This window comes from Variovorax flavidus (assembly GCF_030317145.1).
In the GTDB taxonomy this organism is placed as follows: Bacteria; Pseudomonadota; Gammaproteobacteria; order Burkholderiales; family Burkholderiaceae_C; genus Variovorax; species Variovorax flavidus.
The window spans coordinates 37088-63178 of record NZ_JASZYE010000014.1; the positions used below are offsets into that span (position 1 = coordinate 37088).

At 62.3% G+C, this 26091-nt stretch carries 26 protein-coding genes; 13 read left to right on the top strand and 13 right to left on the bottom strand.

From position 1 onward, the window contains the following. Positions 1–14 precede the first annotated feature (14 nt). Together QTH90_RS29800 and QTH90_RS29805 are read left to right on the top strand one after the other, a co-directional pair. The gene (locus QTH90_RS29800; protein ID WP_286668191.1) at positions 15–266 is read left to right on the top strand and encodes a hypothetical protein; all 252 of its coding nucleotides are present in this window, start codon (positions 15–17) and stop codon (positions 264–266) included. Positions 267–508: 242 nt separating this feature from the next. Next, positions 509–1501 carry an extracellular catalytic domain type 1 short-chain-length polyhydroxyalkanoate depolymerase gene (locus tag QTH90_RS29805; protein WP_286668192.1) on the top strand — a complete coding sequence of 331 codons (993 nt, stop codon included), beginning with the start codon at positions 509–511 and terminating at the stop codon, positions 1499–1501. 311 nt (positions 1502–1812) lie between these two features. Here QTH90_RS29805 and QTH90_RS29810 read toward each other — a convergent pair whose 3' ends face one another. Next, on the bottom strand, positions 1813–2763 hold the full coding sequence (locus QTH90_RS29810; RefSeq protein ID WP_286668193.1) for a glycosyltransferase family 2 protein: 951 nt from the start codon (positions 2761–2763) through the stop codon (positions 1813–1815). Positions 2764–2785: 22 nt separating this feature from the next. Beyond that, positions 2786–4033, bottom strand: a complete 1248-nt coding sequence (locus QTH90_RS29815) for a DegT/DnrJ/EryC1/StrS family aminotransferase (RefSeq protein WP_353506652.1) — start codon at positions 4031–4033, stop codon at positions 2786–2788. Between the two features lie 343 nt (positions 4034–4376). Between QTH90_RS29815 and QTH90_RS29820 the strand changes: the two genes are divergently transcribed. Beyond that, complete coding sequence (locus QTH90_RS29820; RefSeq protein WP_286668195.1) at positions 4377–4769, top strand: energy transducer TonB; 393 nt, start codon at positions 4377–4379, stop codon at positions 4767–4769. Between the two features lie 306 nt (positions 4770–5075). Here the strand turns inward: QTH90_RS29820 and QTH90_RS29825 are convergent, their stop codons facing one another. Further along, positions 5076–6125, bottom strand: a complete 1050-nt coding sequence (locus QTH90_RS29825; RefSeq protein ID WP_353506649.1) for an HlyD family secretion protein — start codon at positions 6123–6125, stop codon at positions 5076–5078. A gap of 179 nt (positions 6126–6304) precedes the next feature. Then, entirely contained in the window at positions 6305–8008 is a 1704-nt protein-coding gene (locus QTH90_RS29830) for an MFS transporter (RefSeq protein WP_286668196.1), read from the bottom strand. A 459-nt stretch (positions 8009–8467) separates the two neighbouring features. Here QTH90_RS29830 and QTH90_RS29835 point away from each other — a divergent pair, with 459 nt between their 5' ends. From QTH90_RS29835 to QTH90_RS29845, 3 genes are all read left to right on the top strand, one after another. After that, entirely contained in the window at positions 8468–8794 is a 327-nt protein-coding gene (locus QTH90_RS29835) for a hypothetical protein (protein ID WP_286668197.1), read from the top strand. Between the two features lie 305 nt (positions 8795–9099). Beyond that, the gene (locus tag QTH90_RS29840; protein ID WP_286668198.1) at positions 9100–9411 is read left to right on the top strand and encodes a hypothetical protein; all 312 of its coding nucleotides are present in this window, start codon (positions 9100–9102) and stop codon (positions 9409–9411) included. A 127-nt stretch (positions 9412–9538) separates the two neighbouring features. Further along, a complete protein-coding gene (locus tag QTH90_RS29845) occupies positions 9539–9748 on the top strand; it encodes a DUF4287 domain-containing protein (protein ID WP_286668199.1) in 210 nt (69 codons plus the stop codon). Between the two features lie 291 nt (positions 9749–10039). Here the strand turns inward: QTH90_RS29845 and QTH90_RS29850 are convergent, their stop codons facing one another. The 3 genes from QTH90_RS29850 to QTH90_RS29860 all read right to left on the bottom strand — a co-directional run bounded on the left by QTH90_RS29850 (position 10040) and on the right by QTH90_RS29860 (position 13190). Beyond that, positions 10040–10591 (bottom strand): hypothetical protein, encoded by a 552-nt coding sequence (locus tag QTH90_RS29850; protein WP_286668200.1) that lies wholly within the window; start codon positions 10589–10591, stop codon positions 10040–10042. A gap of 483 nt (positions 10592–11074) precedes the next feature. Continuing rightward, positions 11075–11377: a hypothetical protein gene (locus QTH90_RS29855; RefSeq protein WP_286668201.1), complete on the bottom strand. Its 303-nt coding sequence runs from the start codon at positions 11375–11377 to the stop codon at positions 11075–11077. A gap of 523 nt (positions 11378–11900) precedes the next feature. Continuing rightward, positions 11901–13190 carry a phospholipase D-like domain-containing protein gene (locus QTH90_RS29860; protein ID WP_286668202.1) on the bottom strand — a complete coding sequence of 430 codons (1290 nt, stop codon included), beginning with the start codon at positions 13188–13190 and terminating at the stop codon, positions 11901–11903. Positions 13191–13971: 781 nt separating this feature from the next. Between QTH90_RS29860 and QTH90_RS29865 the strand changes: the two genes are divergently transcribed. Further along, the gene (locus tag QTH90_RS29865) at positions 13972–14340 is read left to right on the top strand and encodes a hypothetical protein (protein ID WP_286668203.1); all 369 of its coding nucleotides are present in this window, start codon (positions 13972–13974) and stop codon (positions 14338–14340) included. Positions 14341–14770: 430 nt separating this feature from the next. Here the strand turns inward: QTH90_RS29865 and QTH90_RS29870 are convergent, their stop codons facing one another. Beyond that, a complete protein-coding gene (locus QTH90_RS29870) occupies positions 14771–15622 on the bottom strand; it encodes an oxidoreductase (RefSeq protein WP_286668204.1) in 852 nt (283 codons plus the stop codon). 119 nt (positions 15623–15741) lie between these two features. On the opposite strand from QTH90_RS29870, the gene QTH90_RS29875 reads away from it, so the two are divergent. Together QTH90_RS29875 and QTH90_RS29880 are read left to right on the top strand one after the other, a co-directional pair. Next, the gene (locus QTH90_RS29875) at positions 15742–16650 is read left to right on the top strand and encodes an AraC family transcriptional regulator (RefSeq protein ID WP_286668205.1); all 909 of its coding nucleotides are present in this window, start codon (positions 15742–15744) and stop codon (positions 16648–16650) included. A 133-nt stretch (positions 16651–16783) separates the two neighbouring features. Continuing rightward, positions 16784–17125 carry a hypothetical protein gene (locus tag QTH90_RS29880; RefSeq protein ID WP_286668206.1) on the top strand — a complete coding sequence of 114 codons (342 nt, stop codon included), beginning with the start codon at positions 16784–16786 and terminating at the stop codon, positions 17123–17125. Between the two features lie 28 nt (positions 17126–17153). Here QTH90_RS29880 and QTH90_RS29885 read toward each other — a convergent pair whose 3' ends face one another. Beyond that, positions 17154–18056, bottom strand: a complete 903-nt coding sequence (locus tag QTH90_RS29885; protein ID WP_286668207.1) for a LysR family transcriptional regulator — start codon at positions 18054–18056, stop codon at positions 17154–17156. A 101-nt stretch (positions 18057–18157) separates the two neighbouring features. Here QTH90_RS29885 and QTH90_RS29890 point away from each other — a divergent pair, with 101 nt between their 5' ends. Further along, positions 18158–19075 (top strand): dihydrodipicolinate synthase family protein, encoded by a 918-nt coding sequence (locus tag QTH90_RS29890; RefSeq protein WP_286668208.1) that lies wholly within the window; start codon positions 18158–18160, stop codon positions 19073–19075. Between the two features lie 106 nt (positions 19076–19181). Further along, positions 19182–20138, top strand: coding sequence for a Bug family tripartite tricarboxylate transporter substrate binding protein (locus QTH90_RS29895; protein ID WP_286668209.1), 957 nt, complete (start codon positions 19182–19184; stop codon positions 20136–20138). 282 nt (positions 20139–20420) lie between these two features. On the opposite strand, the gene QTH90_RS29900 is transcribed toward QTH90_RS29895, so the two are convergent. The 3 genes from QTH90_RS29900 to QTH90_RS29910 all read right to left on the bottom strand — a co-directional run bounded on the left by QTH90_RS29900 (position 20421) and on the right by QTH90_RS29910 (position 23441). Further along, positions 20421–20867, bottom strand: a complete 447-nt coding sequence (locus QTH90_RS29900; protein WP_286668210.1) for a GlcG/HbpS family heme-binding protein — start codon at positions 20865–20867, stop codon at positions 20421–20423. Between the two features lie 189 nt (positions 20868–21056). After that, complete coding sequence (locus QTH90_RS29905; protein WP_286668211.1) at positions 21057–21488, bottom strand: cupin domain-containing protein; 432 nt, start codon at positions 21486–21488, stop codon at positions 21057–21059. 864 nt (positions 21489–22352) lie between these two features. Further along, on the bottom strand, positions 22353–23441 hold the full coding sequence (locus QTH90_RS29910; RefSeq protein ID WP_286668212.1) for an NmrA/HSCARG family protein: 1089 nt from the start codon (positions 23439–23441) through the stop codon (positions 22353–22355). 38 nt (positions 23442–23479) lie between these two features. Between QTH90_RS29910 and QTH90_RS29915 the strand changes: the two genes are divergently transcribed. Both QTH90_RS29915 and QTH90_RS29920 read left to right on the top strand, forming a co-directional pair. Then, on the top strand, positions 23480–24394 hold the full coding sequence (locus QTH90_RS29915) for a LysR family transcriptional regulator (RefSeq protein ID WP_444814781.1): 915 nt from the start codon (positions 23480–23482) through the stop codon (positions 24392–24394). 398 nt (positions 24395–24792) lie between these two features. Next, positions 24793–24966, top strand: coding sequence for a hypothetical protein (locus QTH90_RS29920; protein ID WP_286668214.1), 174 nt, complete (start codon positions 24793–24795; stop codon positions 24964–24966). Positions 24967–25136: 170 nt separating this feature from the next. On the opposite strand, the gene QTH90_RS29925 is transcribed toward QTH90_RS29920, so the two are convergent. Next, positions 25137–26036: a LysR family transcriptional regulator gene (locus QTH90_RS29925; protein ID WP_286668215.1), complete on the bottom strand. Its 900-nt coding sequence runs from the start codon at positions 26034–26036 to the stop codon at positions 25137–25139. Positions 26037–26091 lie beyond the last annotated feature (55 nt).

The window sequence follows — 26091 nt, forward strand, 5'->3', positions numbered from 1 at the left end:
CAAGGGAGCGATAAATGACCCACTCCGACGGAGACGCGGACTTCGAGTACCGCGGCTGGTCCGTTCATATCGACCGCACCGACTCGAACTGCAGTCCCGCGCACGCAGAGTTGCATTACCGAGGCACGTGCAGATTGTGCATCGCGATCAGAAGCGAAGGCATGGATCCGGCCTGCATTGGCTGGGCCCTGGATTCCAGCGCCTGCAACTTCATCGACGAATGCTCGCACGAAACGCAGCGCGCCCGCTCGACGACTTGTAGCTGATCCCGTACGAACATGATGCCCTGCACGTGCAACATGTCTCCGCTACCCTAACTCTATCCTCCCCAAGATCCACCCAGCCTTGCCAAATGGTGCAGGGGTGAGACGAAGGTTGCGCCGGCTTTCTCGAGGTTTGCAATCTTCAGGGGCGAACCATTCCGAAATTGGCCCCCGGCCTATGCGCCTACCTCCTTCCGCGCGATCGGATCACCCAAGCGATTAGTCGACCGGACGAAATTGCTGCAATGCGCAAAATCTCTCCCTTCCCCAACCCGATAGCCTCGTGGTTCGACATGGCCTCGGAAATCAGTGCCTCATTCTTGGCAGTGGCGCCATCGATGACACCGGATTCGCCACCGATGACCGAAAGCCACGAAAGCCATTGCCTCTTTGTGGCCGACAGCGCACCTCGACGTCGAGCACCCATGGTTGTGATGCTTCATGGTGCCTGGCAAGATCCGGTTGATTTCGCAGCCGGAACGGCAATGAACGCCGCGGCCGAACGACATGGCTTCGTGGTCCTGTACCCTGCTCAGAGTGCTCGCCACAACGCACAGCAGTGCTGGAACTGGTTTGACGCCGCGCACCAGTCGCGCACGCGAGGTGAGCCTGCGCGCCTCACTTCGCTGACGTCGGAGGTCGCGAGAGATCTCCACGTTGACCCCGACCGCATCTACGTAGCTGGGTTGTCCGCGGGGGGTGCGATGGCGGCATTGCTCGGCGACCTCTTTCCTGACATCTACTCCGCGGTGGGCGTGCACTCGGGCTTGGCGGCGTTGGCTGGAACTGACCTGTCGTCAGGTCTTGCCGCCATGCGTGGGTCGGAGCGGGCCGAAACCGCTCCGACTGGGATGCCAACGATCGTCTTTCACGGCGACATGGACATCATCGTGAATCCCATCAATGGCCGCCAAGTCATGGAAGCCTCATTCGGGTCGAATAGCATCAAAGAGACTCGACAGCACGTTGGATACGAGGGCCGCGGATTCACGCGCCGCGAGTACGTTGGGGCAGACGAAATAGTTTACGGGGAGCACTGGATTCTGCATGAGGGCGGGCACGCCTGGTCCGGTGGCCGCAAGGCGGGATCGTATGCAGATCCCCTGGGGCCAGACGCCAGCGAGCAAATGCTTCGATTCTTCAAACAGCGCCGCCGCCCGGCGACAGCCTTGCACGGGGGGGTCATGTTGAGCGAAATCTCCCCCTATTTCCAAGGTGCGGCGCCGACGATCAGCTAAGCCCGATCAGGGGGCCGTGCCGGGCGTTGGAATGAGCGGATGAACGTCCAAAGCAGCGCTGCGTTGACTGATGATCGACAGGACCTCAGGATGGTCTCGGGCACTCGTCGCAGTTCGTTCAGGGAGATGGCTCAGATACCTGATGCACGGGCGAACTGCCGCCCTGTCCAGCCCATAGGCAGTTGACTAGCAGTTCCAGGCGGCGGCGATGATTCCTCCGGTTTAAGGTTCAGCGCCGTGCCCAGATGGTCGTATGTCATCCCCTGAGGCAGGCCGCCCCATCTGCAGGGCGTGCGATGGCCGGCGGGCGCTCAGTCCTTGTAGCGTAGTGCCCATCGCCAAAGCGAGCGCGGCGTGGACAGCATCACCAGCACCCTTGCCGAGCGCGGTGTGAATCGCTGCCACCACGGGATATGGGGTGACAGGAAGGCTCGCCATCCATTCATTCGCTCGCCGTCGCGCACATAGCGACTCGCCACGACCAGCATGTGTGGATAGAAACGCTTGGCCCTCGCCTCTTCAAATTCGGGCGGAATGCGCAGCTCGCGAGCGAATTCAAACGCCCGATGCGCGTCGACGCCACGCCCGCCGCTCGTGACCGACCCGCTCTGCACCCTATAGCGTGAGACGGTTTGCGCAACGAACCGCGCCCAGTTTCCGCTGTTGGCCAGCCGGACGGAGAAGGCCCAGTCTCCGACATTGCCATCGCGCTCGCCTTGCATGAGCTGCAGATACGTGGCTCTCTCCACCAGGAACGCATCGGACGGGATGGACTCGGTCAGACACCATTCCCACACAGGCCGCGCGCAGGCCGGCCCTTGCCTGCCGTACCAGAGATCGTTGACCACAGATTTCCTAGGGTCAACCGCACCCGATTCGTCGATTACCTGCTGCCTGCCAAACCAGAGCTTCACGCGCGGATCGCTCTCGTTGGCACGAGCGTCAGCCAACACCCGCAATGCGCCAGGGCGGAGAAGATCGTCGTTGTGCAGGAACAGCAGATGATCGAACTTCGCCCTCGAAGCCAGAAACCACTGATTGGGATACGTTCCCTTGGGCGGGTCGCTCGGCACATAGTCGATGAGGTCCGACAAGCCGCTGGCGACAATGACCGCCTGGTTTCTCGGCCAGAATATGGACGGGCTGTCATCGCCGACGATGATTTCACCAATCAGCGAGCGGTCTTGGACGAAGATGCTTTCGAGCGCCTCGCCAAGTTGCTCCGGTCGTGCGTAGGCCGGGATGAGGATGGAAATCTGCATGGCGTGACCGTCCGTGCGGAGGTCACTTCAGAACGAGTCGTACCGCGGAAATCACATCGGTGACGTCCTGATCGGTCAGCTTGGCGGAGATCGGCAAGGACACCGTTCGTCGGCCGACTTCCGTGGCGTGCGGTGTGTCTTCCGGCCGCCACCCGAAGGCCTGCTGGTAGTACGGGTGCTCGGTCAATGCGAGGTAGTGCACCCCGATGCCGATCCCTTGCGCCGTCATGGCATCGAGAAATTCGTCGCGCGCAACGCCACAGCGCACCTTGTCGACCTGAATGCTGAAGAGGTGGTGTGCATGCCGCGTGTCCGGCGCGGGCCTCGGCGGCAGATCGATCGGCAGGACGGACAGTTCGTCCATGTACCTCTCCCAGATCGCCTTGCGCCGAAGCCAGTAGGCCTCGACCCGCGCAAGCTGCTTGAGGCCGATCGCCGCCTGCAAGTCCATCATGTTGTACTTGAAGCCCGCCGCGACGACGTGGTAGTGCTTGTAGCCATCGTCGCCGAATCGCTTCCAGGCATCTTTGGTCATGCCGTGCAGGCCAAGAACCTTGATGAGCGCCGCGTCTTCCTCCCGCCGCGCGAGCACCATGCCACCTTCACCGGTCATGAGGTTCTTGGTCACATAGAACGAGAAGCACCCGAAGTCGCCGATCGTGCCGACGTTGCGGCCGTGGTACTGCGTTTCGATCGCGTGGGCGCAATCCTCGATGACCTTGAGCTTTTGGTCCCGCGCCATCGACATGAGTGCATCCATCTCGCAGGGGCGCCCTGCAAAATGAACCGGGACGATGGCGCGTGTGCGGGAGGTCAGACTGGCGCGCACCTGCGCGGGATCGATATTCAGCGTCCTTGGATCGATGTCGGCAAGCACCGGCGTTGCCCCCGCGTGAATGATGGCGTTGGCCGTGGCGCAGAAGGTCAGCGGCGTCGTGATGACTTCGTCACCCGGCCCGACGCCCGAGGCCAGCAGCGCGACATGCAGCGCCGCCGAACAGGAATTCAATGCCACGGCATGGGGCGCGCCGCGGTAGCGGGCGAACTCGCGCTCGAACTGGTCAACCCGGGGGCCTGTGCCGAGCCAGCCGGATCGCATCACGGCCTCAATTTCCCGAATCTCGTCTTCCTCAATCCTCGGGGAGCCGAAGATCAGAAAGTTGTCTTGTCCGCGCACGGGCATTTGCATCGCCTTCCAGCAGTGGCGCACTCTCCCTCTCGCCGCGGTCATCCACACCAGAGATCCGGAACGGGGTGGCATGTAGTTCATACCTGCCAAGCAGAGTCACCTTTGTCAGACGACCGCGCTACATGCAGACATTCGAGTGCGCATTCGGCGTTCATTCAGCGTTCCGCCACCGCGGCATTGCCCAACAGGGCAGCAGCGCTCACCCCTACAACCACGGAGCCGGTGTGCACGCGCTTCGCGCCGCGACCGAAATGGGCCGCTCGTAGCCAGTCGGTCTCGCCTCGCATGGCGCGTCTCACATACTCGCCGAGCGCAGCCTAAGGGCGCTAACGATCAGCGTCTGCATCACAGCTCACTGCGCGTGGCGCGCACCCAGGGCGTTGTGGCAGGATGCCGGCCATCCAAGCACCCAAGAATTGCAGGCATGATTACGCAGCTTCGCTCATTCAGCGCTGTCCTCGCAGTCGCCGCGATTCTCAGCGCGTGCAACACCCCATCGAGGGAGCAATCCGCTCAGGCAGCAGGCAGCGAGCCTTTCGTATCTGCTTCGCCGAAGGCGGAACCGTCGAAGAACCAAAAGCCCGTGTACCCCGCGACGGCGAAGCGGCTCGGCCAGCAGGGCAAAACCATCGTGCGAGTGCTTGTTGACGTGGAAGGTCGGCCATCGCAGGCTAGGGTGATGCAATCGAGCGGGTATCAGGAACTCGACCAAGCTGCGGTCGATGCCGTCTCCGGCTGGAAGTACGTGCCGGGACGGCGCAAGGGCGTTCCGGAGCCTATGGAGTTCAACATCCCAGTTACTTGGTCGCTGAACTGACCTCGAAGGACGCGCAGGCGTTTGCCCTTCAGCCGCCGTCAGGGGTCAAGGTGAGGGTATCCAGTTCGACCGCCCGCAATAAGTGACGCGGGTAGTTGAACCATCATGGACGCTCGAATTCGGTCATCAAATCGGGCATCGCGATGTTCGACTGTCGTGCTTCTTAAGCGACCAGTGCTCAAGTTCAGAGACTCGACCGAAGGCAGCCCAGCATGCAGCGGCGCACTGGATTTCAATATGCCCAAAGCGCATGGCGTTAGCAAACGCGTGTGGTGCTTGCGCTCTACACTGCATGCATGGAGCGCCTCATGGCGCAGCTGCACCATCGGTGGCGCTCCCTCGCGCGCCCGTATCCACCCGTGCGACCACCGACATACCCGGGCGCAGACGTTCAGCCAGTGCCTGGCCTGGGTCGATGGCAATGCGCACGGGCAGGCGCTGGACGATCTTTGTAAAGTTGCCTGTTGCGTTGTCTGCGCGCAGGACGCTGAACTCCGAACCCGTGGCAGGCGCAATCTGCTCGACCCGCCCGGTAAATTCGGCGTGATTCAGAGCGTCCACCCTGAAACGTGCAGGCTGGCCCACGTGCACGTCGGCCATCTGCGTTTCCTTCAGGTTCGCCACCACCCAGATCTTCTCGGGCACCAGGAACATGAGCTGGGATCCCGCGCTTACGAACTGGCCCTGGCGCACCGTGGCCTCTCCCACTTGCCCGTCGCGCGGCGCGCGGATGACAGTGTTGGCCAGATCGATCTCCGCGAGTCCGAGTTGCGCCTGCGCCATCTTGACCTGGGCCTCCAGGCCGCCACGGGCTACCTCCGTGCTCTTGATCGTCTCCTCGCTAATGGTGATTTCTGCGCGGGCCTTGAGTACGTTCGCCCGCGCCAATTTCGCCGTAGCCATTGCCTGGTCGCGATCGCGCGTTGAAACGAAGCCTTGGGCGACAAGGTCCTGAGAGCGCCGCAGATCGATCTCGGCGCGGCTTGCCTCGGCCTCGGCCGACGCCAGGCTGGCCTTGCTCGCCGCAAGACTTGCCCGGTTTTGTGCGAGGGTCTGGGTCGCATTGGCCAGTTGTGCGTCGGCGCTGGCGATCTGGGCGTGCGCTTGCCGCACCTTCTCCGCGTAGGTCCGGTCATCGATGCGAACCAGTATGTCTCCCGCCCTGACATACTGAAAATCGCCCACGACGACCTCGGCCACATAGCCGCTGACCTGCGGTGCCAGCAGCGTCATCTGACCTCGCACGAAGGCGTTCTCGGTGCTGACTTCTGCCGTTGCGAAGGGGCCGAGCCGCCACGCCCACAGAACCAGCGAGATGCCGGCAAGCGCCACAAGGACCATGAAGGCGGTGGTCATTCTCGAAGCCTTGAGAAGCTTGGGAGGATCGGCAGGCGGGGGGACGGAAGAAGCGGGCGCAGCAGAGGTCATTGGCGCGTCATCTCCCTCGTCGGGGCCATCCGTGAGCGGACGCACCTGCTGCGAAGGGTCGTTCTTTGCGTCGTCAGGCATGCTCAATGGTCCTGCCGTCCATATGTCTAGGAGACGCGACTTGCTGCCCCAACCGGTGCCCTGGCGCCAGCCGCTGCAGCCGCGGAGATCCCCGAAGGCGGGCGATCGGCCTTGAGGATGATGATCGCACGATAGAGCGACCACGAGAGAAAGGCCAGCGCGAGCACACCAATGACCGTGAATACGTAATTGAAGGCGCGCACTGAGGCTTCACGGCGCACGATTTGCGCGAGCTGGGCTGTCCCTTGTGCGGTGCGCTGGACGGGATCCGTGATGATGTGTGCGAGCGATTGCGACTCATGGTTGATACGCTGGATCACGCTGGCGTCGGTGCGCTGCATCTGCGCGCTGATGGCCTGGCTGTAGAGGGTGGTGCGTTGCGCCTGCAGCGTTCCCAGCACCGCCGCCCCGGTCAGGCCGCCCAACGTCTGTGTGACCGAGAACAGCACGATGAACGTCACCATGTGGTCCGTCCCGTGCTTGAGCGCCTGGCCGACGCCGATGAGCATCAATGGGCCCATGAACATGGCCGCGGCAAACGAGATCATGAACTGGCTGACGAAGAAGTCATGCGGCCGAACGTCGCTGGTGGCGTGACGGTCCATCCAGCCGCCGATAGCGATCAGAACAATCGCGCCGAGTATGTGAAAGACCTGCGACGACTTCTGCCCAAAGAAAAATGCCGTGAAGGTCAAGCCGCAGATCATGCCCACGAGCATGACCCCGTACAACGGCTGCAACTGGTCCGGGCCCATGCCCAGCGTGCGCAGCAGACCCACGGCGCCATAGGTCTGCTCGGACATGAGAAAGCGCATCATCAGGGCGCCAAAGATGAAGCGCAGTGTCGCCCCATTGAGCAGCCAGCGAATCTGCAACAACGGGTACTCACGCCGGTATTCGACGATGGCCGCGCAGGTGAGAAGTCCGATCGCGCCGATCAGCGCCCAGGCCAGCCAGGGCGTATCGATCCACCAGACATTCAGGCCCTGGCTCAAAACCGCCGCCAGCAGCGCCACGCCAGGCGCCACCAACGCGAAGGTGAGGAAGTCGCGCGTCTCCAGCACACGGATGCGCAATCCCACCGGCAGCTTGAGGACCACCACGGCCGCGAAGGAGCACAACGCGAGGCCCGCCTCGAGGGCGTACAGCGTGCGCCAGTCACCAAGATCCAGGAGACTCGGTGACATCAGCCAGGCCAGCGGAGTGGCCAGTTGCGACAGCGTCAGGCCCACCACGAGGCCTGCCCCTGCCTTTGTTCGGGGAAAGACTTGCTGCATGTATTGCACCGCAAGCGTCGCGGTGGTTGCCGCAGCGAAGCCACTGGCCGCGCGCACCAGCAGGGCCATCTCGAAGTTGTGCACCAGCAGGTGCATCAGCGTCAGGGCGGCGTAGACGCCCAATCCCATCTCTGCAAACAGCCGGATTCCATACTGCTGGCGGAATTTGAACACCAGAAGGTTGACAGTGACGTTGGCCATCACATAGGCCGCAGGCAGCCAGGCGCCCTGTACGGGGGTCAGGCCCAGTTCGCCCTGAATGGTGGACAAGTTGGCCGTTACAAGCGCGGCCCCCAACCCTCCCGTCAGGCCGACGAGGACCGCCACCAGTGCGTAGGCCACGCGCCGCGGCAGGGAGTGGGCGAGCGTGGCCGGCGAACCGGGCATGGAGGGCTTCTCATGCGGCTCCCAGCGCGGCGGCGGTTCAAGAACTTGCGGCTCGCGACTGCTCATCGAAGCGCATCCATTTTTTGGTGAGCATTGCCAGAGGACAACTGATCAACAAGGGTCTCGATCGAGATGGCTGCTCCAATGATCGCCGACGCGGACACGGCTGGCAATGAGCTCAACGTGACCCGCGATATGCAGCCCGCGCGCTGCTGGTATTTGGGATGGCGAGAACGAGACCGCGTCGATAGCTCTTTCCAAAACGATGAAGGCCATCAGGTTGTTGGGGGCGTGAGCCCCTTGAACAGCGTCGTCCAGATAGGGGCCACTTAGTTCGCGCGGTATGAAATCTCGACTTCGGCGCTACAACCACGCGAACGCGCCTGGCCGGCTACAGTCGGCCACAAGCGGACCTTCGTGGCTGCCTCACAACAAGGCCATCGCGAGCGCGTGCGCACTCACAGAAGTGCGCGCAACAATTGGCCGCGGAGCTTTGGCATGCCGAGCAGGTCCATAGGAGATTGAGTGAGCTGGTTCACTAGGGTTCTGGTTGGTGCGGTTGTCCTTTTCTTCGCTGTAGCAGCTGTCGGTTTGTCACAGCGCGGCGCGTATCAATCTGCGTTGATGTCGTTGGGCTTCGCACTTTTCTTTGCTGGCATCGGGGCGATCGCGTTGATTGAAGCCAAGCACCTTCCCCGGAAGCAGACACCTGGCGTACCCCGACTGAACCCTTGGTCGTCGTTCTGCCTGCTTTGGCGGGCTCCCGGTTGGGGCGGAAAGTTCGCCGTCATCTTCTGCAGCGGCATCATCCTGACCGGTGTGCTCTTCAAGGCCATCGCGTTTTTCCGCTAGAGACGCTTTCCGGCCAACACCGGACCTCCACGACGAACTCGAAAAAGCATGCAAATCGACGTCACTTCGCTCATCGGTCCTGCGTTTCGGAGGTCGGCTGTCCATGAGACGGCGGCCGGCCTTGACCTTCACGAAATCGCAGATTCTGTGGAAGGTCGTTTGGACGCCTTTGCGAAGGAAGGGGACACTGACACTTCAGTTGACCGCAAGCCCCTTGGGGTTCGTAATCGAAGACGTCCGTCGTAAGCAATGAGCTTGTCGCAGACAGCATACGGCCAGAAGCGGGCTGTTGCGGTCGAAACTCGGTGGACCGCATTCTCGGCTCACGCACAATTGAGGGAATGATTTTGACCTGGGTGTTGCTCGCGGTAGCGGTCGTCTTTGCCTTTCTCGCATATGACGCGGCGCGACTTTCGTCACCGGAAACTGATGTGCCCTTCGCCCTTACCGCGAAGGGCTGGGGTGAGGATGTCGCGCATGTCTCGCTGGCAGAACAAGAGAAGCGAAAGCAGTACAGCAGGCTCCGTGGCATTGGTGACCTCAATCAATCTGTTTGGCTTTTCGTCATCCTCTGCATCGGCTGCCTTGCCGGAGCGGGCTACTCCCTCGTGCCTTGATCGAATGGCTCCGAACGGCCAATTGCTGACGTTCTATCTTGTGGCAGGATTCGGGCGCCGCGAGCGAACCGAAGCCACGCCTCACGCTCGTGGAACACGAGCTAACTCTCACCCTTCAAAGGAAGCCATGGCCGAGACCACCAAGGTAAAAGGACCCGCCTCATACTTTCCGTCCATCGAGAAAACCTACGGCAAGCCAATAGCGCATTGGATGGGTATTCTGGAGAAGCGGGGTCCGTTGAAGCACATGGAGCTGGTCAACTGCCTGAAAGCCGAGCACCAGGTCGGACACGGGCACGCGAACGCCTTGGTGGCGGCATTCCTCGCAACCAAGTAGCGCGCCCAGCGCGTGATGAAACCTGACCACGATGTGCCGTGCAGTTGCCAGCCCCGAACAGCTGCAGCCGGCCACAAGCCGACGTTTGAGCCCGCGCCAGAATTTACATCCAAGGCTCGCCCGCGATGCCAACGTACCCCAGACCAGACTTTTCATTCTTCTCAAGACGACCGCCTGCCTCGCCATCTTTCTGGTAGTGCTGCACTGGCTGCCTGAGATTTCGACGTGGCTACACGATAAGGGCCGGGTCAGCCCCGCCGAGGCCAGCGAGTGCATTTGCAGCGATGTTTGTCATTTGCTAGTTTCTTCCTTTTGCTTCTGATATCCGCCACCGCCGGCGACGCTGATTTCGCTCACGCAGCCGGTACTGATGATTGATTGATTGGCAGGGTCTTTCTTCAGACCTACGTTGATGCTCAAACCCTGTCCCAAATAGCGTCCGGATTCGCTCCAACTGAACATCCCCCAGACATGGGCCGGAGGCGAACGCCGAGCAACTGCAGACGGCGAGCTATCTAGATCCACAAACGTCGATCCGGTATAGACCGCCAGTTCGTAAGGATCAAGGCAATATCCACTTCTTATCGGTGAAATGACCAGGGTTAGGACTTGCGTCCCCGATCGCTGGAAGATGGTGTAGCGCGCGCTGGGAGCGAACTGGTTCCCTGAGGGTGGGTCCATATACCGCGTGCCACCGACAACGAACTGTTGGCTGTAGGCCCGAGCCTCCCTCGGCGATAGCGACCTCTCGGTCAGCGTGATCCCCATCTTCTCCTCGATTTCCCGGACGGTCGGTGGCCGCTCCTCGGCGGTCTTCGGATACAGCGTCAGCATGTTGTCCACGAGTCGCTTGATCTCGGGCGGCCAGCGCTCCGCAATGCGGGGATCACGCGGGGGCAGCGGTGTGCCCTCGGGCTGCGGTCATGCCCAGCCATACGAGAAGCCTCTGCTTGACCGAAACCTGATGGCCAGCCCGCCACAGCGGATGAATGCCGACCGCTGCTACATGTGAGGCCCGATACAAGACGAACGTCGTCAATGGCAACGCCAATGTAAGTGATGCACCCAAGCTCCAAAGATGCGCATCGCTGGTGAAGTACAGCCTCCAATGCAGCGCGATGAAGCCGAGCTGCGGGACTACTAGAAAAGGAAACACGACCCAGCTTGCCGCTTTAACTTCGGCTCGGGTTTGGGGCCAAACAAGACTCATGACATTGGGTGGACTATGCCCTGCGACTGTAGCCGCCGATCGAAGGTGCCCCCCAGCTTGAGTACAAAGAACTGGACAGGCGTGACGTACTTCCGCTTCTGGCCGCTTGACGCCACCTACGCATGAGGCCTGTTCAGCGAGGCGGCAGGGAAATGGCGGGTTACCCACAGGGCGAAGTCCTCCATCGACACCGCCCGGACGGCGCTCTCAAGCGAGGGGGAGTACAGGTCGAGCGGCCGGCCACTGCGGAGGCGCGACTGAAGGACATTAAGCTTAGCCTCCAGCCACCCAACCGAGCTAGCCGCATCGTACGAATGCGCATCCGCGAACTGGAGGAACAGGTCCCTGTCCACAGCTCCGGTGGACTCCAAAAGCGCATCAAGCTCTTGATTCCATCGCTGTACTTCAACGGCGTTCATGATGTCCTCGTGGCGTTGGCGCCATTGTGCGCGAGCTGCAGTGAAAGTCGGCTAACGGGCGAATTGGACACCACCGCGGAACGGCCGGTTCTGGCCGAATGTAGCCGGCCACCAAGACCAACATGTCAGCCAAACTTTGGCCAGCGCTAGGCAGCCAAAACCAAAGCAACCATACCGATGGCGAGGCCGGCCCAAGGATAAGCAACAGGAATGAGGAACCCGAAGAGAGCTATAAACGCTAGCACGGCATGTATCACGCCCTTCGCCAATGGGGCGGACAGCGTGTCGCGAAGCTGGCTTCTAAGGCTTGCTCTATCCAAGCCGTATGCCGACCCGAGCAAAATGGCCGCAGCGGAAATGACAACCCAGATTGTCCCAAAGACTGCTAAGACCACTTCGTCCTCTATAGCTTGAAGTTATTTATTGGCACAGGAGCAGGCGCCAGTGGAGCTGACATTCGAAGGTCCGCTCATGGCCGTCAACCGCCTGTCGGCCCGAAGGTCCGTGATCGCGCGGCTTCCTGTCATAGCAGTTCATTGAACGCGTAGAACACGTTGTCTTTGCACCGGTGCCACAGGCCGCGGCGTGCCCACGCGTCGGTCTGCAGCTCGATGCAGTCGCGCGCGTCGCGCTCGAAGATGGCGTCCAATTGCGCGGCCAGCGCGTCGTCGCGCAGGCCGAGCGTGATCTCGTCGTTGGTTTCGAAAGAGCGGTCGTCGAAATTGCTCGAACCGATGGCGCACCACGCGCCGTCCACCGTCATCACCTTCTGGTGCAGCAGGCACTTCCGGTACTCGAAGATGCGCACGCCGCCGGCGAGCAGCAGGTGGAAGTTTCGGTGCGCGGCGTGCTGCACCATGGGCATGTCGGAAGCTTCGGCCGACGGCACCATCACGCGCACGTCGACGCCGCGCTTCGCCGCCTCGCACAGCGCATCGATCGCCTCGCTGTCGGGCAGAAAGTAGGGATTCTGGATGCGGATGCGCTGGCGTGCGATGCACACCACCAGGTGGTGCAGGATCTTCACCGCCGGCGGCGAACCTTCCGGCTTGATGCTCGCGACGTGCACGGCCACGTCGCCCATGCGGTCGAGCGGCGGGAACACCGCGTCGCCGACAAAGAGCTCGCCGGTGTCTTCCACCCAGTTCTCGCTGAAGGCGGCCTGCACCGCATGCACGATCGGCCCGCGCAGGCGAACGCCGAGGTCGCGCACGTTGTCGCATTCGCGCCCGTCACCGAGCCAGCCGTCGACGATGCAATGGCCGCCGACCAGCGCCACCTTGCCGTCGACCACCACCAGTTTGCGGTGGTCGCGGTCGTTGAAGACACCGATGTTGCGCACGTGGCGCGGGTGATGCATCTCGAGCCGGCAGCCAGCCTCCCGCAGTCGGCGCGATGCGGCCTCGCCCATCTTCTTGCCGCCGTCGGCGTCAACCAGCACGCGCACCGGCACGCCGGCGCGGCGGCGTTCGACGAGCGCATCGACCAAGCGCGTGCCGAGAACGCCGTCCTTCCACAGAAAGGTCTCGAAGTGCACCGAGCAGGCGGCCGCGCGGATCTCCTCGAACATGGCATCGAAGAAGGTGCCGTTCTCAAGCAGCTCGACGGCGTTGCCTTCGTAAATGGTGCCCTGCGTCAGCCCCGAGAGCGAGGGCAGCAGTTCGGTGATCGGCGCTTCGCAGTCGATGACGAGCCGCGGGTCGCGATGGCGGCGGATCGACCAGATGACGAGACCCAGCACGACGATCAGCAGCGCGAACACGGAGGCAAGCGCCGAAGGCCAGGACAGTGTGGCAAGGAAACCATCGCTCATGGCGGCCGATTCTCTGTCATGCCCAACGCTTATCTGAGGCCGATGACCATGACCCCCGGTTTGTTTGCACGCGCTTCAGGTCAAGCGACCTCGACTCCGAACGGAAGCGTGGTGCGCGCGCCGCTAACTCCGGACAAGCCGCGAATTCTGCGGAGTGGCCGATCGGTCACTTCTAGCCGGCCCTGACTTAGCCCCGGATGCCATCAGCGCCTTCCTTGGAGGCTCCTCGGCGACGGAATCCGCGAGTGGCAAGCTTGGCAACCCACCACCAAGCGAGGCCCCAAATTATGATGACCGCCGCCCATCCAAAGGTCGAAGGACTGGCCCAGCCCCACGCTTCCCCGGAAGCGTAGACAGGCAGTCCGGTAATCTTCAGGAGCGTGAGAGGCAGATAGACCGAACTGGCAATCAGCGGGGCAAGGGTTTCGGGTGGAAATAGAAAGCCGCTCACGTGGAGAAGCACGAGCGCTGCAAATAGGTAGCCACTACGCATGAAGGAAGGGAAAAAAGATCGGAGGACTGCATCGAAGGTCTGCAATTGGCCGGATTCTGCCGCACGCGCGCCGGGCGTCAGTGGGCGGTGCGTTCGTCGTGGAAGCCCCAGAGATAGCGCTGGGCGCCAACAGCCATAGTCGAAGCGATTTAGGCAGTCCTTCAGCCGCCCTTCGCGACTCCGAGCGCCATCGCGTGAGAGGCATAGGCAACACACACAGGGGGAAACCGCTCTGGAACTCAGGGCACTCCCGAGGGTCAGAGGAGAGCAGGCTCTCGAGGAGTTTCGATGTCGAATGCCAACCACCGCCCGCTGCTTGTTCTTTGGCTGCTCGCTGGTTCGGCCTTTGCCGGCCCAGTCATCGACCTGGACACACCAGGCGCCATGGAATCGCTGCGGCGATCGAACGCCAATCACTTTGAGCGCATTCAAGGCGTTGTCGCGGGCTTGTCAAGTTCAAGCGCCGACATCGCACCAGTTTGGCTGCGAACCTGGTATCGAGCGGACGACCTGGTAGTGGGTTCGATGACCCTGACAAGCTATCCGCCTCAACGAAAGCTGGCGCTGACGTTGGACGAAACGCGCTACCAGATGACTTGGACCGTTCGCGACGCGAACCCGCAGGCGCTTAAGGTTCCATCGCTTGGAAGCCGCTGATGGCTGACGCCACGAGAGGTCTCGGCCTTCTCGACATGCGCCCGCCACGGTTGGCGCATAGGAGCGAGACGCCCGCTCGAAGCTTGCCTGGCGCTCGGCAACGCGAACGTACACCTTGCGCCAGGGCTCTGCCACAAATACGGTTGGGCCATATCGGTACTGAGCGGGGGCGGTCAAAGAAGACTGGCGCTCTCAGCGACTGAACTGCTTGATGGTTGCGGATGTCTCGCTCCGAGGACCGCTCCCACAAATGCTGGACGCCAGGTGAAGGCGGCTTCCTTGCACTGACCGTCACCATGGGAATCAATCGCGCTGTAAGGCTGTTCCACGCGCCAGTTGACTGCCCGGCCAAAACCGGGCACTCACCCATCCTCGCAGAATGGCACGCGGTCGCCAGCAGACGTCGAGGCACCAGACCAATCCCTAGCGTTCAGTTCATTGGACTGTCGGTGGATCGGCTCATAGCCGCCCATTGGTCCAGCTCCGCCTGCATCGCGTTCAACTTGCCTCGCACCAGTTCCAGCGAATCGCTGCCAAGCAGCAGATGAGCTGGCGGCTTCTCGATGGCCGTGGCGATTCCCAGCATGACTGCGGCTGCCTTGGCCGGGTCGCCGAGCTGTTTGCCGCTGACCGCTTGACGACGCGCTCGCACTGGGTCAAACAGTGCGTCATAGTCGCCGATGCTGCGCGGCGCACGCACCATGGAGCGCCCAGCCCAGTCAGTCCGGAATGACCCCGGCGCGACGGCCGTCACGTCGATGCCAAGCGCGGCCACCTCCTTTCCAAGCGCTTCGGAGATGCCTTCCAGCGCGAACTTGCTGCCGCAGTAATAGGCAATCCCGGGCATGGTGATGAAGCCACCCATCGAGGTGATGTTGAGGATTCGACCACTGCGGCGCGCACGCATGTAGGGAAGAAAGGCCTTGATGACCGCCACGGCACCGAAGACATTGACCTCGAACTGGCGCCGCATGTCTTCGAGCGGGCTCTCTTCCAAGACTCCCTCGTGCCCGTAGCCTGCATTGTTGACGATGACATCGACCGGCGCGATTGTCTTTTCCACTTCGAGTGCCACGCGTTCGACCGATGCATGGTCAGTAACGTCAAGCTGTCGGGCAATGGCTTGGCCAGGATGCATCGCCTCGAATACCAGCGCGTCTTCGGCGCTGCGCACCGTACCGATGACGCGATGCCCCGCGTTCAGTGCAGCTTGGGACAAAGCCCGACCGAAGCCACTGCTGACGCCGGTGATGAAGAAGGTCTTGACGGATGAATTGCTCATGGTGGCTCCTGAATCTGTGAAGCCTGATGCTACGGAGACACGGTCCGTTCGGAAATGACCTATGCTCTCCGGTCATTGCCTATTCCTACACCCCGATGAATTCCTCTTCCAGGCGCCAGATGACCGGGCTGCTGTCCAGCCTGGCTCGAGACGAGGGCTATACCTTGAGTCCCCTGCCCGGCGTTCGCTGGCTGCGCAGCAACCGACCGTTGGGAATCACGCCGGTGCTGTACGAGCCGGGCATCGTCATCGTCTGCCAAGGCCGCAAGCGCGGTTGGCTGGGCGACCAGGAGTTTGTCTACGACGAACAGCACGTCCTGGCGGTGGCGGTACCCGTCCCGTTCGTCATGCAGACGGAAGCCAGTGCTGAACGCCCCTTGCTGGCGATCTACCTGCGGCTGGACCTGCAACTGGCGACCGAAATTGCCATGCGGGTTGACGCCCAGGAGCCCTTTGCAAAACCGGTGCGTGCGTCGAGCCTGGTGTCCTCGCCGATGGACGACGGCCTGGCCGACGCTGTCATTCGCCTTCTGCAGGCCATGCGCAGTCCGCTGGAAACCGAGGTGCTCGGCCCATCCATCTTGCGTGAAATCTACTTCCGCGTATTGACCGGTGAGCAGGGCGATACGCTGCGAGCCGCGCTTGCAGCGCGTGGGCGCTTCGGCCAAATAGGCCGCGCCATCCAGCGTATTCACCGCGACCACCGAAGCCCACTGACCGTGGCGATGCTCGCCGGCGAAGCAGGACTGGGTCCGGCCGCCTTTCACAACCATTTCAAGACCGTGACCTGCTCATCGCCGATGCAATACCTGAAGTCCATTCGGCTGCATCAGGGGCGACTCCTGATGATGCGACGGGGCATGACGGCCGCCGCCGCCGCGGCTGCCGTGGGCTACGAGAGTCCCTCGCAATTCAGCCGGGAATTCAAGCGCCTGTTCGGGCTCCCGCCGCAAGCGGAGGTCGACCGCATCAAGAACGCCTTTGCTTTGCCACCGCTGCCGCAAGGCGCCTACGTCAGCTCCCACTAGTGCAAGGTGACGCTGTGTGGTGGTCCGAGTCTGAAGCGCCCTCTTGTCAGACTGCAGTCGGCCAACTCCGGACGGTGAGCAGCAATGCAGAATGCGCGGGTCAGGGGCCGACCAGTACCCCAAGGAGCCGACGATGTTGAGTGCGTTGTGCAGAGGCATCGCGGTCGCGATGAGTGTCATCGGGGCGAGCGGGGTCGCCGCGCAAGCCAACGACCCCGTCCCGATATACACGCGAGCGCGACTGACGTCCCTGTTCGAAGCACCTGGTGGGAAGCTCTACGTGCGATTGAAGCTGCTGCCCCGGTCCAAGATTCCCTTCGCAACGCAGACCTTCAGGCTGCCCGACCGCTCGCTGGTAGCCGATATTCCTGAAGGTTCATGGGTCAAGTTCACCTCGAAGCACCTCGATGGCGAGAACACGCTGACGTCAATCCATGCCGTGGCGGAGTGCAAGCGGTTTCAGCCATGCGACTGAAGCCGTCCAAAATCTTTGGATGCAGCGGCTACTGCCTTGTTGGTATTGGAAAAGCCTGCTGAATCAATCCGCGCAAGGTATGCATGACACCCCGCCGACCACCGCGGCGCCAGACCAGGTGAAGTTCCACATCGAAGCTGTCGGCCTCCTGCAGCGACCTGAATTCCACCCCGGCATACCGTAGCCTCTGCGCAGACCGGGGCACGAGCGCCACCCCAACTCCCGCATCCACGAGGGACAGGATCGAATGCGTGTGGCTAAGGGTCTGAACCGTCTCCGGCGCGACGCCCTGGGCGCGCAACCGTCCTGCGACCAGCTCGTAGAGGTAGCGCGATTCCGAAGGGCAGAATTCGATGAAGGCCTCTCCGTCCAGCGCGGACAAGGGTAAGGAGGCTTGGTCGACCAGCTTGTGCTGTGCCGGCATGGCGAGCACGAAGGGTTCGCGAAAGATCGCGACTGATTCGGTAAAGGCGCGCGGAGCGAACGGCCGCACGATGCCCAGTTCGATGCGATCGGTACCGATCGCCTCGATCTGTTCGACCGTCTGCATCTCGCGGAGAACGACCTGCACGTCCGGCAGTTGCGCCTGAACCGCAGCCAGCAACTGCGGCAGCAGCGTGAAGCTTGCGGCAGGGATGAAGCCCATCGTGACGCTTCCTGCATCGGCACGCATTGCGCGACGCGCGGCCAGTGTGGCCGCTTGACTGCGGCGCAGGATGTCCTCCGCTTCGGCCAGGAACACGGCGCCTGCCGGCGTCAACCGGACGTTTCCACCTGTACGTTCGAGCAGGCGAACTCCCACTTCATGCTCAAGCAACTGGATCTGCCGCGTCAGAGGCGGCTGGGTCATGTTGAGGGACGCGGCGGCACGGCCGAAGTGCAGTTCGGTAGCGACGGCCACGAAACAGCGGAGTTGGGTGAGCTGGAACACGATTCAATTCTTGGATTGCAGGATCCGGTAGTTGGATTGGACGCCGTTCGAGGCGCCTTCTAGAGTAGCCGTTTCCTCGACCTTCATTCGTTGACAACAAGATGAGTTCATTCCATGGTCCCGAGCTGCGCGCGGCACTCAACGGCATCTCGGGCATCCTCGTGTCGCCCTTCGACGCAAACGACGCCGTGTCGGTGGCACCACTCAAGGTCGTGGTGGATCGCGCGCTCAAGGCGGGAGTTCATGTGCTGGTCGCCAATGGCAACACCAGTGAGTTCTACGGCCTGCAGCATCATGAGGCAGAGCAGATGGTGAATGCAGCGGCAGAGTACGTTGCCGGACGCTCGCCCCTTCTGGCCGGCGTGGGGCGCAGCATCCACGAAGCCTGTGCTCTGGCTCGGGCTTCGCGCAAGGCCGGTGCCGACGCCTTGATGGTCCATCAGCCACCCGATCCCTTTGTGGCCCCGCGGGGCGTGGTGACATACCTCCGAAAGATCGCCGAGGCCGCCGATGGCCTGCCGATGGTGCTCTACCTCCGAAATGACAACATCGGCCTCGCCGCCATCGAAGAGCTGTGCCGCATTCCGGAGATCATCGGCGTGAAGTGGGCGTCGCCGACGCCCCTTGTCCTCGCCGAGGCCATGCGTCGCACCGCCGACCGAGGACTGGCATGGGTGGGCGGTCTCGCCGAAGTCTGGGCGCCCCCCTTCTATGCGGTCGGCGCTCGCGGCTTCACGTCGGGCCTCATCAACGTACTGCCTGAACGGTCTGTCGCGATCTACGACGCACTGGAGGCGGCCGAGTACGTGCAGGCCATGCGGCTGATCGGCGAGATGCTGCCGTTCGAAGACCTTCGCGCTCAGGAAAACAACGGGACCAACGTGACCGTGGTGAAGACCGCACTGCAGATGATGGGCAACGATTGCGGCGCGACCCGGGCGCCCTCTGCCTGGCCCTTGAGCGACGGCCAGCGTCAGCAGCTCGACGCGCTGATGTCGAAGTGGAACCTGCTGCGCTGATCTGGCGCCGACTCATCCGTCTTGCAGCGGCGGTGCCGAATGGCACCGCGCCAACGACGCGCGGCATCGAAGTTCGAAGCTTTCCCATAACTATCCAGGACAATCCATGAATCGGCGATCTCTGCTCGTGCTGACCACCATCCTTTCGCTGTGCGGCAGTGCGGCTGCCCAGGAATTCCCGGCGCGCCCCATCACCATCGTCGTGGGCTCCAGCCCCGGAAGCGCCACCGACGCTCTCGCACGGGCTGTTGCCCTCGAAGTGACCAAGGAGACCGGCCAGGCCGTCATCGTCGACAACCGGGCAGGCGCCTTCGGCGGTATCGCAGCCCAGTTCGCAGCGCGTGCGCAGCCTGACGGCTACACGCTCTTCATGACGACGAACACGACCCAGTCTGCGAATCCTCACCTGCAGAAGAAGCTCTCCCACGACCCCATCAAGGACTTCGCGCCGGTTTCGTTGCTGACCAAGGGCTATCAACTGCTCGTGGTGAATCCGAAAGTCAAGGCAAACAGCGTGGCGGAGTTGGTCGCGCTGGCGAAGACCGTTCCGGGCAAGCTCAACTACGGTTCGGGTAGTTCGTCCGCGCAGGTGGCCACTGAACTGTTCCAGCAGATGACGGGGAGCAGGTTCAACTACGTGCCCTACAAGGCCAACCCGCCGGCGGTGATGGACCTTGTCGCGGGACAGACCGATCTCATGATCGCAGACCTCGCAACGACCCTACCGCAGGTCAAGGCAGGAAAACTGCGCGCACTCGGAGTGACCAGTCCACAACGGCTCCCCTTGGTGCAAGGCGTTCCGGCCATCGCCGAGTCGCTGCCGGGATACGAATTCGGCTATTGGAATGCGGTCTATGCGCCTGCCGGTACGCCGGCCCCTGTCGTCGCTCGACTGAATGCGCTGATGCAGAGCGCCATGAAAGCGCCGGCCGTTCGACATGCAGCCGAGCAAGCGGGAATGGAAGTCGCACTGTCGACGCCTGACGAGCTGGCCAAGTTCCAGCTGTCGGAACTTCATCGTTGGGGCCAGATCATCAAGACGGCGGGGATCGTGGCGGAATAGCGGTTCGCCGACCGCCAGAAGTCACTTGGCCGGGAAGTGCACGGCCTTCTCGTACAGACAGACGCAACATCAGCCCGCTGCTCCGTCGCTTTCGCTCCGGAACCCTGACACACCTTGGCGAGCGCCGCCCGCAAGTCGCCGTTCGGGATTTGCATTCGCCGCTTCCTTCGCTGATTTCGGTGTCGCGCCCTCATGCGCTGGGACCTGTCGCTGCGGCGGAAATACGCGAATCATCCTCCCGCCGCGGGCATCTCCCGCGGAGCTTCGCTTCGCGGCGTTCATCTAACCCTGAACCTCGAAGCCCAGGGACTTGAGCGCGATTTCGGCGGCTTGTTGGTCCTGTTGCGCGTTGCCGCCAGAGATACCGATCGCGCCGACGACCTTGCCGCCGAGCACGATCGGGCACCCCCCACCCACCGCGACCATGCGGGGACGGTGCGCGAGTTGCGAGACCTTGCTGTCGGTCAGGATCGAGTTCCACACGTGCGTGGCCAAGCCAAAAGAGGCTGCGGTCCATGCCTTGTCGATGGCCACGTCCGCCGCCAGGAAGAAGGCTTGGTCCGACCGCTCAAAGGCCTTGAGGTGGCCTGCGGCGTCAGTGACTGCGACGGCCACCTCGATGCCGATGTCACGTGAGGCTGCTCGCGCCGCTTCAATGAGCGCGAGTGCCGTATCGCGGGTGATCGATGCGAAGACGTGGGTCTTCTGGATTTCGGTCGTCGTTGTCATGGAGATTCCTGGTTGAGAGGCCCGAATCGTATGTTCTCAATCAACTATTGAAAATAGACTCCACGACGAATGACTTTCAAATGGATATTGAAAATGCTGGCGAACTGAAAGTGCTATTACCTACCGCGCAGGCCGCCTCCTTGATCGGCTTCTTGGGCGCTCCGCATCAAACGAGATGAAGCCGAGGTCCTACCGCTTCGGGATGACATCGCCCTTCACATGCTGGTGCACGAACAGAATGCAGTCCTCGGGACCCGCGCAAGCGTCACCGTGCATTTCCATTCCGGGCTGAAACACATAGGATCCAGGCGGGAGCGTTCGTTCCTCGCCGCCCTCGAAAGAATGACGCCAGGTGCCGATCAAGTTCGTGCCGTGGTAGTCACCTGTATGCGCATGAATCGGCGCAACAAACCCAGCCGGCATCTTCAGCAGCATCGCGTACTCGCCTTTGTTGCGATCCCCCCAGAGAATGGTAATTTTCATCGGCGAACCGGGTTCTATCTCCTGCCATTGCATTGCATCGGCCGAGACCATGGTTCCTGCCCCTGCGCCCGCTGCCTGCCCAGCAAGCGCGGCCATGGGGATGAGCGAAAAACCAACCAACAGCGATTTCTTCCACATGATGTTCTTCTCTTAAAGTGTGAGGGTCAAAATGGCCGAGCGGGGACTGCATCTGCAATTGCGAATGGTTGCGGTGGGTGATGTCACGATGGTGTTCTCTGGCAAGAAGCGGAATGACTTTCGCCACGAATTCGAAGTGCCAGGGAGACCGTGCCAAAGAAGGACGGGGTCGCTTTCACCAGCAGTTGCATAGTGCAGGCGAATGCCATTGACCTTCGCGCTGTAACGATTGATGCCCACGTTCTTCCGTGCGGGGTGATGCGAGTCCATGAAGGCCTTCAATGTGAGAGTGGACCTCCACAGTAGGGTCGTTCTCCTGCGACCGGTAGGTCCCACGGAGGACTCGCACTGTTGTTGGGCCGGCACCAATCAATGGAGAGCGCAGTGGTGCCAGACCCGCAAGTTGGCATCGTTTCGCACATCGAAGAGCGCTTCTTCGTGGATGCGGCTCGAGCACAGAGGCAGCGCATTTGAAGGCACCTGACGGTCCGCCATCGCCCAAGTGAAGACACACCAGTCTGCAGATGAGCACGAGTCCTTTGCAGCGAACTGAGCCGCGGGACTGCAGCGGATGCCGACCTCTAGGCAAGTACCGCTTGCGGCCAGTGACCTGTCATTCCCTGTTGGGCTCGTAGGAGACTGCAGTGGGCCTGTTGCGGACCCGGCCCCCCGCGAAAGCAGACGTTCAGAACGCAAGACCGCTTCGTGTCATATCGGCTGTACAAATTGCTCCGAAGCCGACTTTCCATTTCAGCGTCCGCGCAGGAACGACTTAGAACGCGCATCGAGCCTGGTGCGCTCGCCCCCACTGTTGCCGGCAGTATCCAGAGCTGGATGCGGGGAGCTGCCATGACTACGGAAGGCTCAGTCCGTGACTACCCCATTGCACGAAGGCATAGCCGTGAGCGGAACCCCAAAGCTCAACAACTCGCCTTCCCAGGCGTTGCGTTGAAGAAACTCCTTCCAGGTGAGCGCACTGGGGTCGACTTGACGGCTCCATGCCACGTCCCGTTCGGGCGCGTAGTAGCCAAACTCGACTGCGTACTCCACCATGCCGACCAACTCGCGCACGAGCAGTTCATTTGAACCAAAGGAGGGGAAGTGGGACAGAAGTTCCTCGCGTGTGTAGGCGGATGCGTAGGCCGCCTTATGTCCCGACACGCGAACGAAGGTGTCGACCATCTGCCGCGCGGTCAGGACCTCACCGACCACGGGCAGGCTCTTGCCGTGGTATCGCTCTGGATGATCGAAGATCTCCAGCACCGCGGGTCCGGTCGCAGTTAGCGGGTCGACGAACGGCATGGGTGTGTCTGGCGGCAGGTAGATGGCGAACGTCAAGCTTCCATCGCGTGCGCGCCGGGGCACGTAATACTCCAGGAAGTTGCTGTAGAAGAACGCGAGGTAGATAAACGAGCTGTGCAGCGGCAGCGTACGAATGTGCGCTTCCACGAGTGCCTTCTCGGTGAAATGCGGTGCCCACTTCGTGCCGCCGGTGCGAGCTGCCACGTTCTCCAAGCCGCTCCACACGACATGCTGTACCCCTGCGGCGTGCGCCGCGTTGGCCAGTTCGCGACCCAACGCCAGCTCCGGCTGGCCGGGAGGCGCCACCGGAAGTGTCGGCGGCGTCATGAGAAAGGCCCCATGCGAGCCGCGCATGGCCGCGACAAGTTCGGGGTGTCGGCCTGCTTCCAGCGGAGCGACGACGATCTCGGCGCCGCGCTCGGCCAGTTGCCGCATCACGGCGCTGTCCGTCTGACGGGTGAGCGCGCGCACGCGGTAGCGGCCGCTGGCCAGCAAGGATGTGGCCACGCTGCGGCCCTGCTTGCTGGACGCGCCGGCCACGGTGATCAGGGGCTTGGGTGAAGTGAGGAACATGCGGGGTTCTTTAGCCCGCGCGCCGCGCGGACTGTCAAGTGAGTAGATGAACGGCCAGTCTCGACTCGGCTTGGTCATCTGTGAAATTTCCAATGTGCTGTCCTACTATCCGTTTGATGAATACCAAGCGACTCGATCTCAACCTGCTGGTCACCCTTGAAGCGCTTCTCGCGGAGCAAAACGTGACAAAGGCCGCTGATCGTCTGCACCTGAGCCAACCCGCCGTGAGCGCGCAACTCGGCCGCCTGCGCGCCATGTTCGATGACCCGCTGCTGATTCCCGCGCAACGCGGCATGACGCCCACGACCAAGGCGCTGGAACTTTTGGAGCCGCTGCGGCAGGCGCTGGATCAAGTGCGTACGGCGGTGGCCACGCATCGCCAGTTCGACCCCGGACGTGCACGCATCACGGTGGTCATCGCCTGCACCGACTACCTTCAGTCCGCCGTGGTGCAGCCGTTGATCATTCGACTGCGCGAGCAGGCGCCCGGCGTGCGCGTGGCGCTGCGCAGCCTCGACCCGGCGCTGTTGGGGAAACAGATGGCGAGCGGCGACGTGGACATGGCGTTGATGACGCCGAACGCCGCAGTGTCCAGCCTCAGAGCGCGACACCTGTTCGATGAGCGCTATGTATTGATTGGCCGGCGCGGCCACCCGAAGCTGCGCAGGCGCATCACCGTCGAACAGTTCGCTGCGCTGGAGCATGTCATCGTGTCGCTGCGAGGCGGCGATTTCGTCACGCCAGTGGACACCACACTCGCGGGGCTCGGGCTCAGGCGCAAGGTGGTGTTGTCGGCATCGTCGTTCCTGTTGCTGCCCGGCATCGTGATGCGGTCGGATTTCGTGGCGCTGGTGCCGCAACGATTGGTGCGCGATCGAGTGAGTCAGCTACAGATCGTCGAGTGCCCGTTCCCGGTGGCGGGCTTCGAGGTGAGCATGCTGTGGCATGAGCGCAATCATGGCCACAGCGGGCACCGCTGGATGCGCGAGGCCTTGACTGAATCTATCGCGGCCGACGGCGCAGCAGAGTGATGCATGCAGCCATCTGTGGCAGCGCTGAATGTCGGCAGATGACCGTTCAGCGACTTTGCTTGCAGCACCCATCTATTCTGACGAAGCCATCCTGCGCCAGACCAGGGCGAGGACGACCTCAACGCCTCGAGACCAAGCACCTACGAGGTCACCCATTCATCTCGCCCTCTTAGCGCCATTTGGTCGTGGAGGATGTCGCGGCATCGTGCCGCGACTGGTCTCCGGGTGGAGCGACTGGTCTTGGCCGCACTTCGCAACCTCGAATGTTGCGAAAAATGCACGCCACCGGACATATTTGCAACGCGATGCTTACATTTGCAAACCTTCGCATTACTATCGCTCTCATCAACGAGGCAAAAAGTATGAACACGTACCCGACGTCTAGCCAAGCAACCAGCGTGGCTCGCATTCTGAGCAGGAGCCTGAGCAGCACCGTCGTCGTCTACCGGGCCGCCGAGAACAAGTTCATCACGGCAAGTCCCCGTGACACCGTCCGCGGTGGCCTCGTCATCGGCGCCTATCGCAATGGGTACGGTGTGTCGCCGAGCGAGATGCTGACATTCGCTCACTGAAGCTTCGCCGCGGGCCTAGGCATGCGGTGACTCGGCAGCGAGGCTAGTCCGAATTCTTCGCATCATCGGTGAAGGGGCTCGAGGTCGCCAAACCCGCCCGCCGATGGCCGGGTCCCATCGATGCGCTTCGGGCATCGGACACGGACGCTCGGATCAACGGAGGGTTTCGCTCACAAAGATGCTGCCACCTCCGCGACGAGGTTGCGCAGCCAGACATGCGCAGGATCGTGCCGATAGCGCACGTGCCAAGCCATCTGCATCGGAAAAGTACCCAGGTCCACCGGCGCAGGCAACACCTTCAACCTCGCGTCGTCGGCCAGGCGCCGGCAAATCAGCTTGGGCAGCGTCGCACAGTAGTCCGTGGCAGCCACGATCTCCGGGATCGACATGAAGTGGGTGACCGTCACCGCCACGTCCCGCTTGAGCCCTCCCCTCTCCAGCGCCTGGAAGAGCCCTGCGCGCAACCGCCCTCCCGCCGGCAGCAGGTTCACATGCTTCATCCGCTCGTACTGCGCCTTGGTGATTTTCTTGCCGACTTTCGGATGGTCGGCGCGCACCACGCAGGCCAGGCCGTCATCCGCAATGTGCTGCACGACCAGGTTGTCCGGCGCATCGGTGATGCGGCCGAGCACCATCGCCGTGGTTCCTGAGCTGACCCCGGTCGCGGCGATGTCGACGCCGAAGGGCAATGTGCGCAGGCGAATGCCCGGAGCCTGCGCGCGCAGCCGCGCCGTCAGAGCCGGAACGAACACGAATTCCACGTAGCTGTTCGGCGCGATCGTGATCAGTTGGTCGGCGCGGGACGGGTCGAAGGCCTGCTGGCCAAGCACGACAGTGTCCAGCGCAGCCAGTGCCGATGTCAGCGCAGGTGCCAGCGCTTCAGCCTTGGGCGTCGGCCGCATCCCGTAGCGCTCCCGGATGAACAGCGGGTCCTGCAGCACCGTGCGCAGACGCGTCAACGCGTTGGAGAGCGCCGATTGGGTCATGCCCAGGCGATCCGCCGCGCGGGTCACGCTGCGCTCTTCCAGCAGGGCCACGAAGATGGGCAAGAGGTTCAGGTCGTATCGCATCCAGAAATATTGTCAGCGATAAATCTGAAATGGAGGAAATACATTGGATCAATTT

What these genes read in the sequence shown, in the direction of transcription:
- QTH90_RS29800 (WP_286668191.1), top strand. Translation starts at nt 15, where the DNA reads ATGACCCACTCCGACGGAGACGCGGACTTCGAGTACCGCGGCTGGTCC.
- QTH90_RS29805 (WP_286668192.1), top strand. Translation starts at nt 509, where the DNA reads ATGCGCAAAATCTCTCCCTTCCCCAACCCGATAGCCTCGTGGTTCGAC.
- QTH90_RS29810 (WP_286668193.1), bottom strand. Translation starts at nt 2,763, where the DNA reads ATGCAGATTTCCATCCTCATCCCGGCCTACGCACGACCGGAGCAACTT.
- QTH90_RS29815 (WP_353506652.1), bottom strand. Translation starts at nt 4,033, where the DNA reads ATGAACTACATGCCACCCCGTTCCGGATCTCTGGTGTGGATGACCGCG.
- QTH90_RS29820 (WP_286668195.1), top strand. Translation starts at nt 4,377, where the DNA reads ATGATTACGCAGCTTCGCTCATTCAGCGCTGTCCTCGCAGTCGCCGCG.
- QTH90_RS29825 (WP_353506649.1), bottom strand. Translation starts at nt 6,125, where the DNA reads ATGACCACCGCCTTCATGGTCCTTGTGGCGCTTGCCGGCATCTCGCTG.
- QTH90_RS29830 (WP_286668196.1), bottom strand. Translation starts at nt 8,008, where the DNA reads ATGAGCAGTCGCGAGCCGCAAGTTCTTGAACCGCCGCCGCGCTGGGAG.
- QTH90_RS29845 (WP_286668199.1), top strand. Translation starts at nt 9,539, where the DNA reads ATGGCCGAGACCACCAAGGTAAAAGGACCCGCCTCATACTTTCCGTCC.
- QTH90_RS29855 (WP_286668201.1), bottom strand. Translation starts at nt 11,377, where the DNA reads ATGAACGCCGTTGAAGTACAGCGATGGAATCAAGAGCTTGATGCGCTT.
- QTH90_RS29860 (WP_286668202.1), bottom strand. Translation starts at nt 13,190, where the DNA reads ATGAGCGATGGTTTCCTTGCCACACTGTCCTGGCCTTCGGCGCTTGCC.
- QTH90_RS29865 (WP_286668203.1), top strand. Translation starts at nt 13,972, where the DNA reads ATGTCGAATGCCAACCACCGCCCGCTGCTTGTTCTTTGGCTGCTCGCT.
- QTH90_RS29870 (WP_286668204.1), bottom strand. Translation starts at nt 15,622, where the DNA reads ATGAGCAATTCATCCGTCAAGACCTTCTTCATCACCGGCGTCAGCAGT.
- QTH90_RS29875 (WP_286668205.1), top strand. Translation starts at nt 15,742, where the DNA reads ATGACCGGGCTGCTGTCCAGCCTGGCTCGAGACGAGGGCTATACCTTG.
- QTH90_RS29880 (WP_286668206.1), top strand. Translation starts at nt 16,784, where the DNA reads ATGTTGAGTGCGTTGTGCAGAGGCATCGCGGTCGCGATGAGTGTCATC.
- QTH90_RS29890 (WP_286668208.1), top strand. Translation starts at nt 18,158, where the DNA reads ATGAGTTCATTCCATGGTCCCGAGCTGCGCGCGGCACTCAACGGCATC.
- QTH90_RS29895 (WP_286668209.1), top strand. Translation starts at nt 19,182, where the DNA reads ATGAATCGGCGATCTCTGCTCGTGCTGACCACCATCCTTTCGCTGTGC.
- QTH90_RS29900 (WP_286668210.1), bottom strand. Translation starts at nt 20,867, where the DNA reads ATGACAACGACGACCGAAATCCAGAAGACCCACGTCTTCGCATCGATC.
- QTH90_RS29905 (WP_286668211.1), bottom strand. Translation starts at nt 21,488, where the DNA reads ATGTGGAAGAAATCGCTGTTGGTTGGTTTTTCGCTCATCCCCATGGCC.
- QTH90_RS29910 (WP_286668212.1), bottom strand. Translation starts at nt 23,441, where the DNA reads ATGACCAAGCCGAGTCGAGACTGGCCGTTCATCTACTCACTTGACAGT.
- QTH90_RS29915 (WP_444814781.1), top strand. Translation starts at nt 23,480, where the DNA reads ATGAATACCAAGCGACTCGATCTCAACCTGCTGGTCACCCTTGAAGCG.
- QTH90_RS29925 (WP_286668215.1), bottom strand. Translation starts at nt 26,036, where the DNA reads ATGCGATACGACCTGAACCTCTTGCCCATCTTCGTGGCCCTGCTGGAA.